Origin of the sequence: Enterobacter cloacae complex sp. 2022EL-00981 (genome assembly GCF_028737495.1) — a bacterium.
In the GTDB taxonomy this organism is placed as follows: domain Bacteria; phylum Pseudomonadota; class Gammaproteobacteria; order Enterobacterales; family Enterobacteriaceae; genus Enterobacter; species Enterobacter cloacae.
Genome location: NZ_JAQZRK010000030.1, coordinates 1 through 14,572, shown reverse-complemented (window position 1 = coordinate 14,572; position 14,572 = coordinate 1). Strand labels below are relative to the sequence as shown.

Genomic DNA, 14,572 nt, shown 5'->3' with positions numbered 1-14,572 from the left:
TACGTTTACCTTGTTTCTGGTTTTTCAGATAGGCTTGAAAAAATTGCTTATGGGAACAGAACAATGAAAATCGTTAGCGCAGAAGAAAAGCACATCCCCGCCATCCGCGATATCTACGCCCATCATGTTACTCACGGTACCGCTAGCTTTGAGACTGAACCACCGGATAACAATGAGATGTTGGCCCGCCTGAACAAGATCCGCAGTCAGGGGCTGCCGTTTGTGGTCGCGCTACATGAAGAAAAGGTCATAGGTTATTGTTACCTCACCCGCTATCGTGAACGCTATGCCTACCGCCACACTATCGAAGATTCAATTTATATTGACCCGGCTGCGCAACGTAAGGGCGTGGGGAACGCGTTACTGCGCCATGTCATTGCCTGGGCAGAAGTTCACGGCTATCGGCAGATGATTGCTATCGTCGGCGACAGCAATCATCAGGGCTCGCTGAAAGTTCATCAGCGGGTTGGGTTTACTGAAATTGGCACGCTGAAAGATATAGGCTTTAAGCATGGGCGTTGGCTCGACACGGTATTAATGCAACGGAAGTTAAGCGAAGGGAGCAGCACACTGCCAGCTGATTCAGGCATATTGCCCTGAGGCAAGAGTTAGGGGGCATTCGCCCCCTTGATATTTATTTCAGTTGATTACCGTCATCATCTATGACTTTCTCACCATCTTCCTTTGTGAACGCGCCTTTTTGCGCATCAGGAAGGATATCCAGTACTACTTCTGACGGACGGCACAACCTTGTTCCCAGTGGCGACACCACTATCGGACGGTTAATTAGGATAGGATATTGAAGAAGATGATCGAGCAACTGTTCATCAGTAAATATATCCTCTGCAAGTCCCAGTGTCTCATAAGGTTCTACGTTCTTTCGCAGTAATGCGCGTACCGTAATCCCCATATCTGAAATAAGTTCAATAAGCTCATTACGGGTCGGTGGGTTATCAAGGTAATAAATAATGGTGGGTTCGTTACCGCTATTACGGATCATCTCCAGCGTGTTACGTGAGGTGCCACAGGCCGGGTTGTGATAAATGGTAATATTGCTCATATCAGTATCTCATTACAAAGTGACAGAGAGCCGCCACGCCAGCGCGGCCAGAGTGACAAACAGTACGGGCAGGGTCATGATAACGCCGGTGCGAAAGTAATATCCCCAGGTGATGGTCATATTTTTCTGTGCCAGCACATGCAACCATAGCAGAGTGGCCAGGCTGCCAATTGGGGTGATTTTCGGGCCTAAATCGCAGCCAATCACATTGGCATATATCATTGCATCTTTGATAACACCGGTCGCAGCACTTCCGTCAATCGACAGCGCGCCAATAAGCACTGTCGGCATATTGTTCATGATCGATGACAGGAACGCGGTCAGGAAGCCGGTACCAAACGTGGCCGCCCATAAGCCCTTATCTGCCAGCAGATTCAGCACACCTGAAAGATACTCCGTGAGCCCGGCATTGCGCAGGCCATAGACCACCAGATACATGCCCAGTGAGAAAATCACGATCTGCCAGGGCGCACCGCGCAGCACTTTCCCGGTGTTAATGGCATGGCCTCGCTTAGCCACCACAAACAGCGCTGCTGCGCCAGCCGCAGCTATTGCGCTGACGGGGATGCCCAGCGGCTCCAGTACAAAGAACCCTACCAGAAGGAATAGCAGTACTACCCAGCCAGCCCTGAACGTCGTCGGCTCTTTAATCGCACTGGCCGGTGTCTTCAGCAGTGAAACGTCATATGTCGCCGGAATATCCCTGCGGAAAAACAGATGCAGCATGATTAGTGTGGCTGCAATGGCTGCCAGGTTAACGGGTACCATAATGGAGGCGTACTGCGTAAAGCCGAGACCGAAGAAGTCCGCCGAGACAATATTTACCAGGTTAGAGACGATCAGTGGCAGACTGGCGATGTCCGCGATAAACCCCGCGGCCATGACAAAGGCCAATGTCGTGCCTTTGCTGAACCCCAGCGCGAGCAACATCGCAATCACAATCGGGGTCAGGATTAGCGCCGCGCCATCGTTGGCAAACAACGCTGCAACAGCAGCACCGAGCAATACTATCCACGTAAACAGCAGGCGGCCACGTCCATTGCCCCAGCGGGAGACATGCAGCGCAGCCCATTCAAAGAAGCCTGACTCATCGAGCAGCAGGCTGATAATGATCACAGCAATGAAGGCCGCCGTCGCATTCCAGACAATACTCCAGACAACGGGGATATCATCAATGTGGATAACCCCAGTTACCAACGCCAGCACGGCTCCGATACTTGCGCTCCAGCCGATACTCAGGCCTCTGGGCTGCCAGATGACCATTATCAGCGTCAGTAAGAAGATACTCCCTGCCAGAAACATTTCAGACTCCTATATATATGTTTATATGTATGTGATTGATGGTGTTAGCACGAGATGCAGGCCGATTTTGTCAGCCATTCAGGCATATCTTCCCGCATACACTGCCAGGATGTGGTGATCGTTTCAGCCGCCCATGCCGGTATGTGTGGTGACAGGCGGTAGTGAACCCATTTGCCTTCTCTACGGTCAAGAACAAGTTTTGCCTCGCGCAGAATAGCCATGTGGCGCGATATTTTAGGCTGTGATTCGGTGGTTGCCGCGCAGATATCGCAGACGCACAGTTCGCCGGATTCCCTGAGCAGCATTACAATGGCAAGGCGGGTTTCATCCGACAGGATCTTAAAAAGCTGAACAGGCTGTAGCATTTTTTACTCCGTTCCCTTTAGTATGTACATATGCTAAACCATATGTGTTAAGTTTAAAATCACCAGATCATTCCAAAGGAGAAAAAATGGAACAATTTCCTGCCCTGAATGCTGATTGCTTTGATCAGCATATCGCTGAACACCTACAGCTACAGGAGCCGCCACGCATTCTGATTCTGTATGGCTCAGTAAGAGAGCGTTCCTACAGCCGTTTTGCAGCAGAAGAAGCGGGACGCCTGCTGACGGCGATGGGGGCGGAGGTCAGACTGTTTAACCCCTCTGGTCTACCCCTACCGGATGATGCTCCGGATACGCACCCTAAAGTCATTGAGTTGCGCGGGCTGGTCAGATGGTGTGATGGGATGGTGTGGAGTTCTCCGGAGCGGCACGGGGCAATGAGCGCAGTAATGAAAGCGCAGATCGACTGGATACCCTTAAGCGAAGGGGCAGTTCGTCCTTCTCAGGGAAAAACCCTTGCGGTGATGCAAGTCTGCGGCGGTTCTCAGTCCTTCAATGCCGTGAACCAGATGCGCATTCTGGGGCGCTGGATGCGGATGTTCACAATCCCTAACCAGTCCTCAGTGGCCAAAGCCTGGCAGGAATTCGATGAGAATGGGCGGATGAAATCCTCATCCTGGTACGATCGTATTGTCGATGTTGCCGAGGAGCTGTTTAAAATCACGCTGATGCTCAAGGGGCAAACGGATTACCTTGCCGATCGCTACAGCGAACGCAAAGAAAGCCATCAGGAACTTTCATCCCGCGTCAATCAGGAAAAAATATAATTTTCTCTTTTCGTTAATTCATAACATGTGAATTCAGCAACGTCCGCTTCTGGCACAAAGCGACCTTTGTCATGAATCCTGACTCACTGTCTGAGGCAGGAGCAGGCCCGCTGAATGCGGCTTTAGCGGCAGGAAGCGTTAGATAACGTTGAGCTGAACGGCGCCGTAAGCCCGGCTCCGCCGGTTATATTCTGATATATGGCGCTCCCCATTCCTGTCAGTGTATCGAATCTCACAGGTGAACCAGCCGCAGACTGCTTCCATAGGCTGCAGGTTAAAACGTTTGCTTACTTTCTGAATCATGAGGGCTTTTCTGGTGGCCCAATATCCGGTTAACGATAACTTTCAGAAAATGAACCCTGCCTCTCTGGGATGATTAGGATTAACTAATCATCTTATGGAATTGTAAAATCCCGTATGAAATTAAAAAATCTGTGCGGGATTGCCGTTTTATTAAGGCTGCACTGCAGTCAATTAAAGAGAGGGAGACTGAATATGCGTGTTCGCCTGACCACTGAAAACGATGCTATATCCCTGATTACTATCGACATTGTTGCCCAGAGCCAGCCAAAAGGTGCGGCGCAAATCCGCATCTGGTGTGCCTGGTCTGTCTGTTATATTGCCGAACTGCAGGGAATAGCGATGGGATATGGCGTGCTGAACTACCATTTCTTCGGCTACGGCTTTATTGAAATGCTGATGGTAGGGGAACACTACCGCCGCAGGGGTATCGGTCTGGCGTTGATTGCAGCATTGAAGTCCCGCTGCCAGCACCCGAAGCTGTTCACCTCCACCCATCGTTCTAACCTGCCAATGCAACGGCTGCTGTTGAACGCCGGATTTATCCCCAGCGGTCAGGTCGACAATCTCGATGACGGGGACCCGGAAGCGATATTTTTTATTCCAGCCTTAACGTAGCGCAGAGAGAAGGGTACACAGACACCCATATCCAGGGTGCCAGGCTCAGCGAGGCCAGGGTTTTAGCGACCTCTGTATCTAACGGGAAGTGCCTCTCTGAGAAGGTTCTGGCAGTGAATCAGGCAAAAACTGGCCGGGTGTAAGGTAAATCATCTTTCTGATAAATCGGGTCTTTACCTTCAGGCTGCGTCTGAGATTGCTGCCGATAATTGATAACTGTTTTACGCAAATATTCCCGCAACGCTACCGGCTGCTGCCGCCCGGCTTGATGCGGCATGATCCTGTCCTTTTCCCGGCTGTCTTTGACCGTCATCCCCGGCCAGCATTCCTCAACGTATCCGATAAGAAACCTCCCGATTGCCTTGCTGTCGATTGCGTTATCAATCATGGCAGCTAAACTTAGTTGACACTTACCCGGTCGGGCAGCCACACCTTTCCGGCCGCAAGCAGGAGAAGATCATGAAAGCAGTTATTTACAACGGTCCCTATGATGTAAAAGTTAAAGACGTGCCGGATGCAAAAATTGTTCGCCCCACCGATGTGCTTGTCCGCATTACCACCACCAATATTTGTGGATCGGATTTGCACATGTACGAGGGTCGGACCAGCTTTGAGCAGGGACGTATTTTGGGGCACGAAAACCTGGGTGAGGTGGTTGAAATTGGCTCAGGAGTGGAGCGTGTTAAGGTCGGTGACTATGTCTGTCTGCCATTTAATGTCGGATGCGGTTTTTGCGAGAATTGTGAAAAAGGTCTGACCGGTTTTTGCCTCACCACCAATCCCGGTACTGTGGGCGCGGCCTATGGTTTTGCTGAAATGGGCTCCTGGGAGGGTGGTCAGGCGGAACTGCTTCGGGTCCCCTTTGCAGACTTTAACTGCCTGGTGCTTCCGCCTGACGCAGTAGAAAAAGAAGATGATTATGTGATGCTCTCTGACATTTTCCCTACCGGCTGGCATGCGACAGAACTCGCCGGATTAAAGCCTGGCGAAAGCGTAGCCATTTACGGCGCGGGGCCGGTGGGTCTGATGGCCGCACACTCAGCCATGATAAAAGGCGCTTCACAGGTATTTGTAGTGGATACACACCAGGACCGTTTAGCGCTGGCAGAGAAAATGGGGGCGACGGGCATCAATGCGACCGGCGATGAAGCCGTGCAACGAATTCTCGACTTAACTGACGGACGCGGCACTGACTGTGGCTGTGAATGCGTGGGCTATCAGTGCTGTAACAAACATGGCCATGAAGATAATTCGGTCACTATGAACAGCCTCGTTGCATCAACCAAAGCAACCGGGGGAATTGGTGTGGTTGGCGTGTTTATCCCGCAGGATCCGGGAGCTGCATCAGACCTTGCCAAAGAAGGTAAGATGCCGTTTGATTTCGGCAGTTTTTGGTTTAAAGGACAGTCAATCCGCACCGGCCAGGCGAACGTCAAAGCCTATAATCGTCAGCTGGCCCGTCTGATCCATCAGGGTAAAGCCAGCCCGGGCGGCATAATCTCACACCGTCTTTCACTTGCTGAGGCGCCTGAGGGATATAAGCACTTTGACGATCGCGATGAGGGATGGACGAAGGTTATCCTTAAGCCTTAACTGACGCTGATCGGTTATAAAAGTTAAATCGGAACAATTAAACCGGAACAATGTAGAAATATCGACGGGATACCATTGCGTATCCTGTCATAATATTTATCTTCTGCTGCCAGGCTCGCCCCTGTATCTATTGTGATGTTTAATGACGCATTATGAATATTATCAGGACCTGTGAATAGCGCCCGATCTTCTTCAGGCATAAACGAAATAAACGCTATTCATGTAATAACGATGAGAGTGGGTGAGAATGAAGTGCGATATTATAAGGATTCTATGTAACATCATGTCGGGATAGATCCAGAGTCAAAGCCACCTGAGTATTACAGGTGGCTTTTATACGATTCTGAGCTGCGTTTTTACCTTAAGCTGGTTTTGAAAAACTGTTCAAACCTGGCAAAAGGGATCTTACCTGCAGCGTTGTCGTATAAGTCCACGTGGTTTGCGCTGGGGACGATCACAAGCTCTTTTTCAGTGCTGCCAACCGCTTTGTAGGCATCTTCTGCAAAATAGCGCGAGTGCGCTTTTTCACCTGTAACAATCAACACAGGAATAGTGATTTCATTTGCGTAGCTAAGCAGCGGCATATTCATAAACGACAAGGGCATCGTTGCATTCCATGCGCCATTAGAGTTAACAGAACGCCCATGGAAGCCGCGTGGCATTCTGTAATAATCAAAAAACTCTTTCAGTACCGGGTGTGGATTCGCGGGTAATGTTTCCGGCAGAATTCGCTCAGAAGCGCTTACGCTGCCATTCTTATCCACATTAATATCGTGACTACCGCGGGCGATAGTTCCGCTTTCAGCATCTTTCCAGCGCTGCTCGTTCAGGTACTGTAATACGGCACGGCGATCGGCTGTTGAATAACGGTCTTTGCCATCACCAACGCCATGTCCCATCGCCCGGCTCATGTCGTACATCACGCTGGTCGCAACTGCTTTTACGCGTGTATCCATCGCCGCCGCATTGAGTGCCATGCCTCCCCAGCCGCAAATACCGAGTAATCCAATACGATGGCGATCCACCTCTTTTTGTAATCCAAGGAAATCAACCGCCGCGCTAAAGTCCTCAGTGTTGATATCCGGAGAGGCGACATTACGCGGATAGCCACCACTTTCACCCGTGTAAGAAGGATCGAATGCCAGCGCAACAAATCCCTGTTCGGCCAGGGTCTGTGCATACAGGCCGCTTGATTGCTCTTTGACCGCACCGAAAGGACCACTTAATGCAATCGCAGCCAGTTTACGTTCGCCCCGGTTTTTGGGGATGTAAAGATCCCCTACTAATATGATCCCGTAACGGTTCTGGAATGCCACCTTGCGATGATCAACCTTATCGCTCTCTGCAAAGGTTTTATCCCATTTTTCTCCCATTGAAACAGGCGAGTTCGGATTAGATGTGTCAGCATAACTCATTGTCGTAACTCCACTTAATGATACGCATAGCAGCATAGCGGGTAGCGCGGCTGTCAGCTTTCTGGTGAAAACATTCATTTAAATTCCCCTGAAAAAGAAAAGTGAGGTACCGGTTTCATACGGAGAGTACTGCTGTGCTTTGATGCAATGCGCTCATTATAGGTAGCAGAAATAGTGCTGATTAGAGGGTAAAAATTGCCAGGATTAATAGCATATTGTTATAAATGAAGGGCCGCAGCAGACATCATTTGCGGCCAGATATTCTGAGGACGCGCAAATGGCAAAACGGGAAAACTATAATGAGCTCTACTTGTTTATGCAGGTGGTGCGGGAGGGCAGTTTCACTGCAGCGGCACATCGTCTTGGACTTGCACAATCAGGCGTTAGTCGTTCTGTCCGTGAACTTGAAGAAAGGCTGGGTATACAGCTTCTGGTTCGCACTACGCGCAGGCTGTCGTTAACACAGGCAGGTGAGCAACTGTATCAGACAACAGAATCCGGATTTGATGCTTTAGATACGGGTCTTGCCACGCTGGCGTATTACCGGAATACCCCGTCCGGTACGGTACGCATCAATGCCAGCCAGCATGCTATTGATAAAGTTCTTTTACCGAAGCTGGCGCTATTTAAGCACCGTTACCCCGATATCAGGCTTGAACTCATCAGTGAAAGCCGGTTCGTCGATATTATCGCTGAGCGATTTGATGCCGGCGTGCGGCTGGGGCCGGAGGTAGGACAGGGCATGGTCGCGGTGCGTATTACACCTGACATGGAGATGGTTGTTGTAGCTACGCCCGAGCATTTTCGTCGCTATGGCTTTCCACAAACACCGGCTGATTTAGTGATTCATCCTTGTATAGCCTACCAGTTTGCCGATGGTAGCCTTTATCAGTGGGAACTCCTTCAGGACGGTAAAAAAATAACGCACCGACCACAAGGACAGTGGGCCTTTTCTGACAGCTACATGGAAGCAAAAGCAGCCAGACTGGGGCTGGGGCTGGCTTATGTCCCGGAGGAACTGGTCGCTGATGATTTAGAGCAAGGCAATCTTATCAGGGCGTTGCCACGTTACAGCCAGCGCCTGGAAGGTTCATTCCTGTATTATCCTCACCGCAATGTGTCGCCGGCACTGAGAGTCGTCATTGATATACTGAAAATCTGAAGTTTAGCTATTTATATTCTTCGTTGTTCCGCTCTTTGTTATCGGAATAACGTCCGCTTATGGCACACAGCGGACTTTACTTACATAGATGATGTGTCAGGCTGCTAGTCACAGGGAGTTAACTATTACGCCATGACTGCAAATAAACACGGTTATTTCAGCTTTTTAGGTTTTATGAAGCGCTTGTATCCGGCAAACCTGTGACGCGCTGTAGCCCGTAGCATCAGCCGTTTCCTGGATACTCAGTTTCTTTACCTGTCTGTAGTACAGGACTTTCTGATGTCGCTCCTGATCGGCCTGTTTACCCCGGTATTTCCCCAGTGTATGTGCCCGTTCAATTCCCTGCTTTTGACGCAGGCGGCGGCTCAGCCAGTCCTTATGCGACATCGCGGCCATCAGGTCGATAAGCATGTTATTGATGGCTGTTATCACTGCGCGGGTGATTGGGTCAGCCTGCGAAGGGTCTTTATCCGACAAAGCCTGCCATGAGGTGGGCACATCCAGGCTGACAATACGCAGCTCGTGTTGTTCTATCTGCTTTTTCAGCGTCATCCAGTCGCTGTTGCTCAGACGGGTCAGGCGGTCTATCTGCTCGACCAGTAAAATATCATTGTGGTGACTGTCCATCAGTAAGCGACCCAGTTCCGGGCGGTCAAGTTTTGTCCCGCTGATGTTCTCCCGGTAGTAACTGGCTATTTTATGCCCCCGTTCCTGGACGAACTGCTCCAGCATCTCTTTTGCCCGATCGGCAAACTGATCTTCCGTCGATGCCCTTAAATAAGCTCTGATGAACATTTTTTCACCGCATTATCGCATTTAGGTTATTGCATTTAATCTGTCGCATATAGGTTATGTCATTCATTGTATTACGTCACGTTTTGATTATGGCGTCAGGGTGTACCCTTATGCGATAACCATTTTTGTTAAAAATTCCGCATCAAATAATTTATGAGGGAAACTATATGGCAAGGAGGCAGATTCTTTCTCTGTCGGAAAGAGAATCATTACTGGCATTACCGGACGATGAGTTAACGCTGACACGAATGGCGTATTTTAGTGAGCATGATCTGGCGCTTATCAGTGCTCACCGTAAACCCGCCAGCCGTTTTGGTTTTGCCGTCCTTCTTTGTTATCTGAAAAATGTCGGCTTTGCACCGGATAAAAAAATCCCACCCTCTGATGCGCTGCTGAAGCATATCGCCAGCAGGCTAAAACTTACCGGGGATCTCTGGCCTGCTTACCTTTCCGGCAGGGAAACCACGCGACGCGAACATTTAACCGAACTATACCGCTATCTTGGCGTAAAAGCGTTCACCGGCAAAATACAGCAGGACGGCATTACACACTTGCTACCGATGGCGACGCGCACCGATAAAGGTATTCTCCTGGCCGAAGAACTGCTGGTCTGGCTCCGGAAGAACAACGTGATAATCCCCGCGATTGATGTCGTGGAGCGTACCTGTGCTGAGGCCATGGCTGGCGGCGATAAAATCGTATTTCAGACTCTGCATGCCCCGTTAACTCCGGCTCTCAGGGATGCCCTGGATCGTTTACTTGAGTCATCAGACAATCAGCCTTCCAGGCTGACATGGCTTCTGCAACCGCCGGGTAAAATCAATGGTAAGAACGTGCTGCAACACCTTGATCGGCTCAGCAGCATTGAGTCGCTGGCATTACCTGAAGGTATAGATCGTACCATTCACCAGAACCGGTTGCTGAAACTGGCGCGGGAAGGCCGAAAGATGAGTAGCCGGGATTTGACCCGATTTTCAGCAGCCCGCCGTCATGCAATCCTGGTCTGCGTGCTGGAAGAAGCCAGAGCCACACTGACAGACGAAGTGATTGAGCTGCATGAGCGAATGCTGAACAGCCTGTTCAGCAAAGCCAAAAGAACACAGGCTGAGCGCCTTCAGCAGACCGGAAAGCTGATCCAGTCCAAACTGAGGCAGTACATCGATGTCGGTCAGGCGCTGTCTGATGCCCGCGATTCCGGTGGCGATCCATGGCTCGCAATAGAAAACATACTCCCGTGGCCCGAATTTGTCGCCAGTCTGGAGGAAACACGCCATCTCGCCAGAAAAAATAATTTTGACCCGCTGCATATTATTACTGAGAAATACAGCACATTACGGAAATATGCCCCGCGCATGTTGTCTGCTTTACAGTTAGTCGCAACCCCGGCAGCACAACCTCTGGCTGATGCGCTGGTTGTGATCAAGGATATGTACCGGAAGCAGTCACGTAAAGTTCCGGCGACTGCGCCGCTTGAGTTTGTCCCTGAAAGCTGGCGCAAGGTGGTGATTACACCTGCGGGTATTGACCGGCAGTATTATGAATTTTGTGCGCTCAGCGAGCTTAAGGGAGCATTGCGCTCCGGGGACATCTGGGTTAAAGGCTCACGCCGCTACAAAAATTTTGATGATTACCTCATTCCCGAAAAGGACTTTGACAACCTCACACCGGCGCTGCCACTGCCCGTCTCTGCTGATTATCATGAGTACATTACCAGCCGCATGACTCTGCTTCAGTCCAGACTTGAAGAGGTCAATGCTATGGCTGCCCTTGGTGAACTGCCCGATGTGGAAATATCCGACAAGGGCGTAAAAGTCTCTCCGCTGGATAACTGCGTTCCGGCACAGGTTTTACCGCTGGCAGAGCTGGTTTACAGCATGCTACCGCGACCTAAAATCACGGAAATTCTCGACGAGGTAAACAGCTGGACGACGTTTACCCGTCATTTTTCGCATATAAAAAATGACATTACCCGTCCCGATACCCGCCTGCTCCTCACCACCATTCTTGCGGATGGCATCAATCTTGGTCTGACCAAAATGGCAGAAGCCTGCCCAGGTAGCACCAAATCATCACTCGAAGATATTCAGGCATGGTACATCCGCGACGAAACCTATTCAGCCGCTCTTGCTGAGCTGGTAAATGCACAGGGAAAAAGACCACTGGCGGCATTCTGGGGAGACGGGACAACGTCATCATCAGATGGACAGAATTTCAGAACAGGCAGCTCAGGCCGCTACGCAGGGCAGGTTAACCCGAAATATGGGCAGGAGCCTGGGCGTCAGTTTTATACCCATATTTCGGATCAATACAGCCCGTTTTACACCTGCATAATCAGTCGAGTCAGGGATTCAACTCATGCCCTCGATGGCTTGCTGTATCACGAAAGCGACCTGGAAATCAGGGAGCATTACACCGATACCGCTGGTTTCACCGATCATGTCTTTGCCATGATGCATCTGCTGGGATTTGCGTTCTGTCCGCGAATCAGGGATCTCCACGACAAGAAGCTGTTTATCAAAGGGAAAGCGGACCAGTACCCGGCGCTTCAGTCACTGATATCAACGACCAGCCTGAATCTGAAAGAGATTGAACTTCACTGGCGTGAAGTGCTGCGTCTGGCAACCTCGATAAAGCAGGGAACCGTGACGGCATCCCTGATGCTGAAAAAACTGGCCAGCTATCCCAAACAAAATGGCCTGGCAAAGGCGCTGAGAGAAATTGGCCGCATTGAGCGGACGCTGTTTATGCTCGACTGGTTCCGCGATCCGGTACTTCGTCGGCGGGTCCAGGCAGGACTGAATAAAGGAGAAGCCCGTAACGCGCTGGCGCGCGCGGTATTCCTGCACCGTCTGGGTGAAATCAGGGATCGTAAACCGGAAAATCAGAGCTACCGCGCCAGTGGACTGACGCTGCTGACAGCAGCTATCTCACTGTGGAATACCGTCTATATGGAAAGAGCGGTCGATGCCCTGAAGCGTAAAGGGGTGAAGATCAACGAGCAACTGCTGTCACATTTGTCGCCGTTAGGCTGGGAGCATATCAATCTGACAGGCGATTATATATGGAAAAGCAACCGGATACCGGCCTCCGGTAAGTTTCGTCGGCTGAGGCCTGCTAAAGTAGAAAGGTCAAAAAATCACCTTAACGTACAATAATTTTCGATATCCAAACTGACCCCATTTGCTCAATTGAGCTTAATTTTTCATGCATTCCGCGACCACTTCCCCCAAGCTTGCAAAGCAGGGATTCAATTTTGGTAGCCTTATCTAAAATTTCTTCGCGCATTATCTGACTCCTGTAAAACGCAACTCATGAATCTACATTTTTTAACCAGCCAGTACAAAATAAGGATGTCAGTACCTTCCGCCTTTATCCGCCGCCGCCCGCCGGGCCGCGTCGGGACAGTAAAACTCCCCTGAAACGCCGTGCGGCGACGGCATAGCCGTGACTTCACTGTAGCCCGGCCGCATCGGCCACAAGGGTTCGCTGTCGCCTCCGTCCTCACCCGTTCGCACCCTTCACGGTGCATTCAGCCCGTGAAGGCTTTGCGCTGCGGCTTGCGGCGTCGCCCCTGCGTCCTCCGCTTTTCGCCGGTCTGTCGTGTCGTCACGGCGATGCCGGAACCGAGAATATGTTAACCGTGGAGGATCTATGAACCAGACCGTGATCTGTTGTGATGCCGTTCGTCTTGAGGGCGCGCAGCGTCTGACCTTTTTGCCCGATATGTTCGGCGGCGACTATATGACCGCTGAGGCGTCCGTGTACGCCTATGCACAGCGTTATTGCCCCGATTATCAGGGTGGTTTCTGGCAGTTTTACCGTCTGCCGGACGGCAGCGGTTTTATGGCGCCAGACGTGGAGAGCGTGACCTTCTGCAATCCGGATAACTGGTTTGAGCAGACCATCAGCGGGGACGTTGCGGGGATCATCCTCACCGCACTGGTACTCAATCACCGCAGCTGGTTTCACAGCAACCATGACCATGAGGAGCTGTGCCGCCATTTCTGCCGCCGCCATGAGCAGTTGATGGCTTTTGCGGATAACCATCCTGCCAGTGCAACCATCTGGCGTGCTCTTGACTGACTGACAACGGGCGGCGATGCCGCCCGACTAAAGGAGAACAACATGATTGGTACAGCAAGAGAAATTGCCCTTGAAATGCTGCGTTATTCCGACCTTGATGGCGAGAAGTACGTTTTCGCCAGTTGGAACCGAAATGATATCCGCTGCGTCTGTCTTGACTGGGATTTGAACGATGAGGAACTGGATGAAGTCCTGCGCCGGCTGAGTTCCTGTCTTGAAAGTGGCGCGGATATCGGCCAGATACGGGCGATAGTCGAAACTATGCTCAATGAGCGTCACGAGAAGCGATCCGTAACTATACCCGCGAAATCGCTGGCATCAGTCATGCAGCTTGCAGGGCGAGAGATGCAGCGTATCGCTGTATGCGCGGAAGATGGCGGCGGATCGGCAGAAGAAACCCTGAAAGAAGAAAATGACGTCATGTTAAGCCTGCGCTCTGCGCTAGATGCCTGACAGAGAAACCGGAGGCGTTGCCTCCGGAAACAGAAAAAGGAGAACACCATGCAGCTTTCAACAGACACCCGTTCCATATTGCGCCAGTACAAAACGCTGATAAACGAACGAAGACGCGAGGCAGGACTCAGCCCCGTTACCACGGTAAAAGTGCTGGAAGAGATCTGCGAATCGGCGACCCGCCAGTGCGCCGTGTACCTGTGCGGTCACTTCATCCTTCAGGGCGGGAAGGGCGACGGTCAGTAACAGGACGGGCGGGGCATATGCGCCGCCTGTTCGCGCGCGAAAACCCTGTCATCCCTGCGGGCTGACGGGCGGAAAAGACAGCGCCTGCGGCGCTGCCTCACTCCGCCCTGTATGCACAAAGTACGGTACTGAAAAAGCTGTGAGGGCAAATTGTCACAGATACTGTCCTGCGTGGCGTGGCGTGGCGTGGCGTGGCGTGGCGTGGCGTGGCGTGTCCGGCTATGAAACCCGATCAGCAAATTTCCTCAAAACACCTGAATTCCACTTCTGGCCCCCTTCGGCTCCCGGCCCGCGTGGCGGTCCGGTCGTCGAGCCCCACTCCGCCAGGCAGCTGCTTCGCACCCGCGAGTCTCCGCCGAACCCCTTCGGGTTTCGGGCTTCGCTAGGGTCTGATG

At 51.4% G+C, this 14,572-nt stretch carries 16 protein-coding genes; 9 read left to right on the top strand and 7 right to left on the bottom strand.

The genetic code is table 11. The features are described 5' to 3' along the window. The first annotated feature begins 63 nt into the window (after positions 1–63). Positions 64–600 (top strand): GNAT family N-acetyltransferase, encoded by a 537-nt coding sequence (locus PUZ33_RS20330; RefSeq protein ID WP_095463649.1) that lies wholly within the window; start codon positions 64–66, stop codon positions 598–600. 34 nt (positions 601–634) lie between these two features. On the opposite strand, the gene arsC is transcribed toward PUZ33_RS20330, so the two are convergent. The 3 genes from arsC to PUZ33_RS20315 are packed head-to-tail and all read right to left on the bottom strand — an operon-like array spanning position 635 to position 2,727. Further along, positions 635–1,060: a glutaredoxin-dependent arsenate reductase gene (gene arsC, locus PUZ33_RS20325; RefSeq protein ID WP_095463651.1), complete on the bottom strand. Its 426-nt coding sequence runs from the start codon at positions 1,058–1,060 to the stop codon at positions 635–637. Between the two features lie 12 nt (positions 1,061–1,072). Next, positions 1,073–2,362, bottom strand: a complete 1,290-nt coding sequence (locus tag PUZ33_RS20320; RefSeq protein WP_095463653.1) for an arsenic transporter — start codon at positions 2,360–2,362, stop codon at positions 1,073–1,075. A 44-nt stretch (positions 2,363–2,406) separates the two neighbouring features. After that, the gene (locus PUZ33_RS20315) at positions 2,407–2,727 is read right to left on the bottom strand and encodes a metalloregulator ArsR/SmtB family transcription factor (RefSeq protein ID WP_095463655.1); all 321 of its coding nucleotides are present in this window, start codon (positions 2,725–2,727) and stop codon (positions 2,407–2,409) included. An 86-nt stretch (positions 2,728–2,813) separates the two neighbouring features. On the opposite strand from PUZ33_RS20315, the gene arsH reads away from it, so the two are divergent. Both arsH and PUZ33_RS20305 read left to right on the top strand, forming a co-directional pair. Further along, entirely contained in the window at positions 2,814–3,512 is a 699-nt protein-coding gene (gene arsH, locus PUZ33_RS20310; RefSeq protein WP_095463657.1) for an arsenical resistance protein ArsH, read from the top strand. Between the two features lie 495 nt (positions 3,513–4,007). Next, positions 4,008–4,430, top strand: a complete 423-nt coding sequence (locus PUZ33_RS20305; RefSeq protein ID WP_095463659.1) for a GNAT family N-acetyltransferase — start codon at positions 4,008–4,010, stop codon at positions 4,428–4,430. Positions 4,431–4,548: 118 nt separating this feature from the next. Here the strand turns inward: PUZ33_RS20305 and PUZ33_RS20300 are convergent, their stop codons facing one another. Next, positions 4,549–4,818: a hypothetical protein gene (locus tag PUZ33_RS20300; protein WP_140429702.1), complete on the bottom strand. Its 270-nt coding sequence runs from the start codon at positions 4,816–4,818 to the stop codon at positions 4,549–4,551. Positions 4,819–4,889: 71 nt separating this feature from the next. Between PUZ33_RS20300 and PUZ33_RS20295 the strand changes: the two genes are divergently transcribed. Continuing rightward, entirely contained in the window at positions 4,890–6,023 is a 1,134-nt protein-coding gene (locus PUZ33_RS20295; RefSeq protein WP_038626485.1) for a glutathione-independent formaldehyde dehydrogenase, read from the top strand. A gap of 356 nt (positions 6,024–6,379) precedes the next feature. On the opposite strand, the gene PUZ33_RS20290 is transcribed toward PUZ33_RS20295, so the two are convergent. Then, positions 6,380–7,516 carry an alpha/beta hydrolase gene (locus PUZ33_RS20290; protein ID WP_095463661.1) on the bottom strand — a complete coding sequence of 379 codons (1,137 nt, stop codon included), beginning with the start codon at positions 7,514–7,516 and terminating at the stop codon, positions 6,380–6,382. A 199-nt stretch (positions 7,517–7,715) separates the two neighbouring features. On the opposite strand from PUZ33_RS20290, the gene PUZ33_RS20285 reads away from it, so the two are divergent. After that, positions 7,716–8,600 (top strand): LysR family transcriptional regulator, encoded by an 885-nt coding sequence (locus PUZ33_RS20285; protein ID WP_038626483.1) that lies wholly within the window; start codon positions 7,716–7,718, stop codon positions 8,598–8,600. 165 nt (positions 8,601–8,765) lie between these two features. Here the strand turns inward: PUZ33_RS20285 and PUZ33_RS20280 are convergent, their stop codons facing one another. Next, positions 8,766–9,395 carry a recombinase family protein gene (locus PUZ33_RS20280; RefSeq protein WP_100936155.1) on the bottom strand — a complete coding sequence of 210 codons (630 nt, stop codon included), beginning with the start codon at positions 9,393–9,395 and terminating at the stop codon, positions 8,766–8,768. Positions 9,396–9,562: 167 nt separating this feature from the next. Here PUZ33_RS20280 and PUZ33_RS20275 point away from each other — a divergent pair, with 167 nt between their 5' ends. Next, positions 9,563–12,550 (top strand): Tn3 family transposase, encoded by a 2,988-nt coding sequence (locus PUZ33_RS20275; RefSeq protein WP_095463673.1) that lies wholly within the window; start codon positions 9,563–9,565, stop codon positions 12,548–12,550. On the opposite strand, the gene PUZ33_RS20270 is transcribed toward PUZ33_RS20275, so the two are convergent. Beyond that, a complete protein-coding gene (locus PUZ33_RS20270) occupies positions 12,537–12,680 on the bottom strand; it encodes a hypothetical protein (protein WP_274205357.1) in 144 nt (47 codons plus the stop codon). The two genes, PUZ33_RS20275 and PUZ33_RS20270, sit on opposite strands and share 14 nt — an antisense overlap. A 366-nt stretch (positions 12,681–13,046) precedes the next feature. Between PUZ33_RS20270 and PUZ33_RS20265 the strand changes: the two genes are divergently transcribed. The 3 genes from PUZ33_RS20265 to PUZ33_RS20255 are packed head-to-tail and all read left to right on the top strand — an operon-like array spanning position 13,047 to position 14,177. Next, positions 13,047–13,478, top strand: coding sequence for an antirestriction protein (locus PUZ33_RS20265; RefSeq protein WP_126493941.1), 432 nt, complete (start codon positions 13,047–13,049; stop codon positions 13,476–13,478). A gap of 42 nt (positions 13,479–13,520) precedes the next feature. Further along, positions 13,521–13,931, top strand: a complete 411-nt coding sequence (locus PUZ33_RS20260; protein ID WP_126493940.1) for a DUF1380 family protein — start codon at positions 13,521–13,523, stop codon at positions 13,929–13,931. A gap of 48 nt (positions 13,932–13,979) precedes the next feature. Then, on the top strand, positions 13,980–14,177 hold the full coding sequence (locus tag PUZ33_RS20255) for a hypothetical protein (protein ID WP_126493939.1): 198 nt from the start codon (positions 13,980–13,982) through the stop codon (positions 14,175–14,177). The last annotated feature ends 395 nt before the right edge of the window (positions 14,178–14,572 follow it).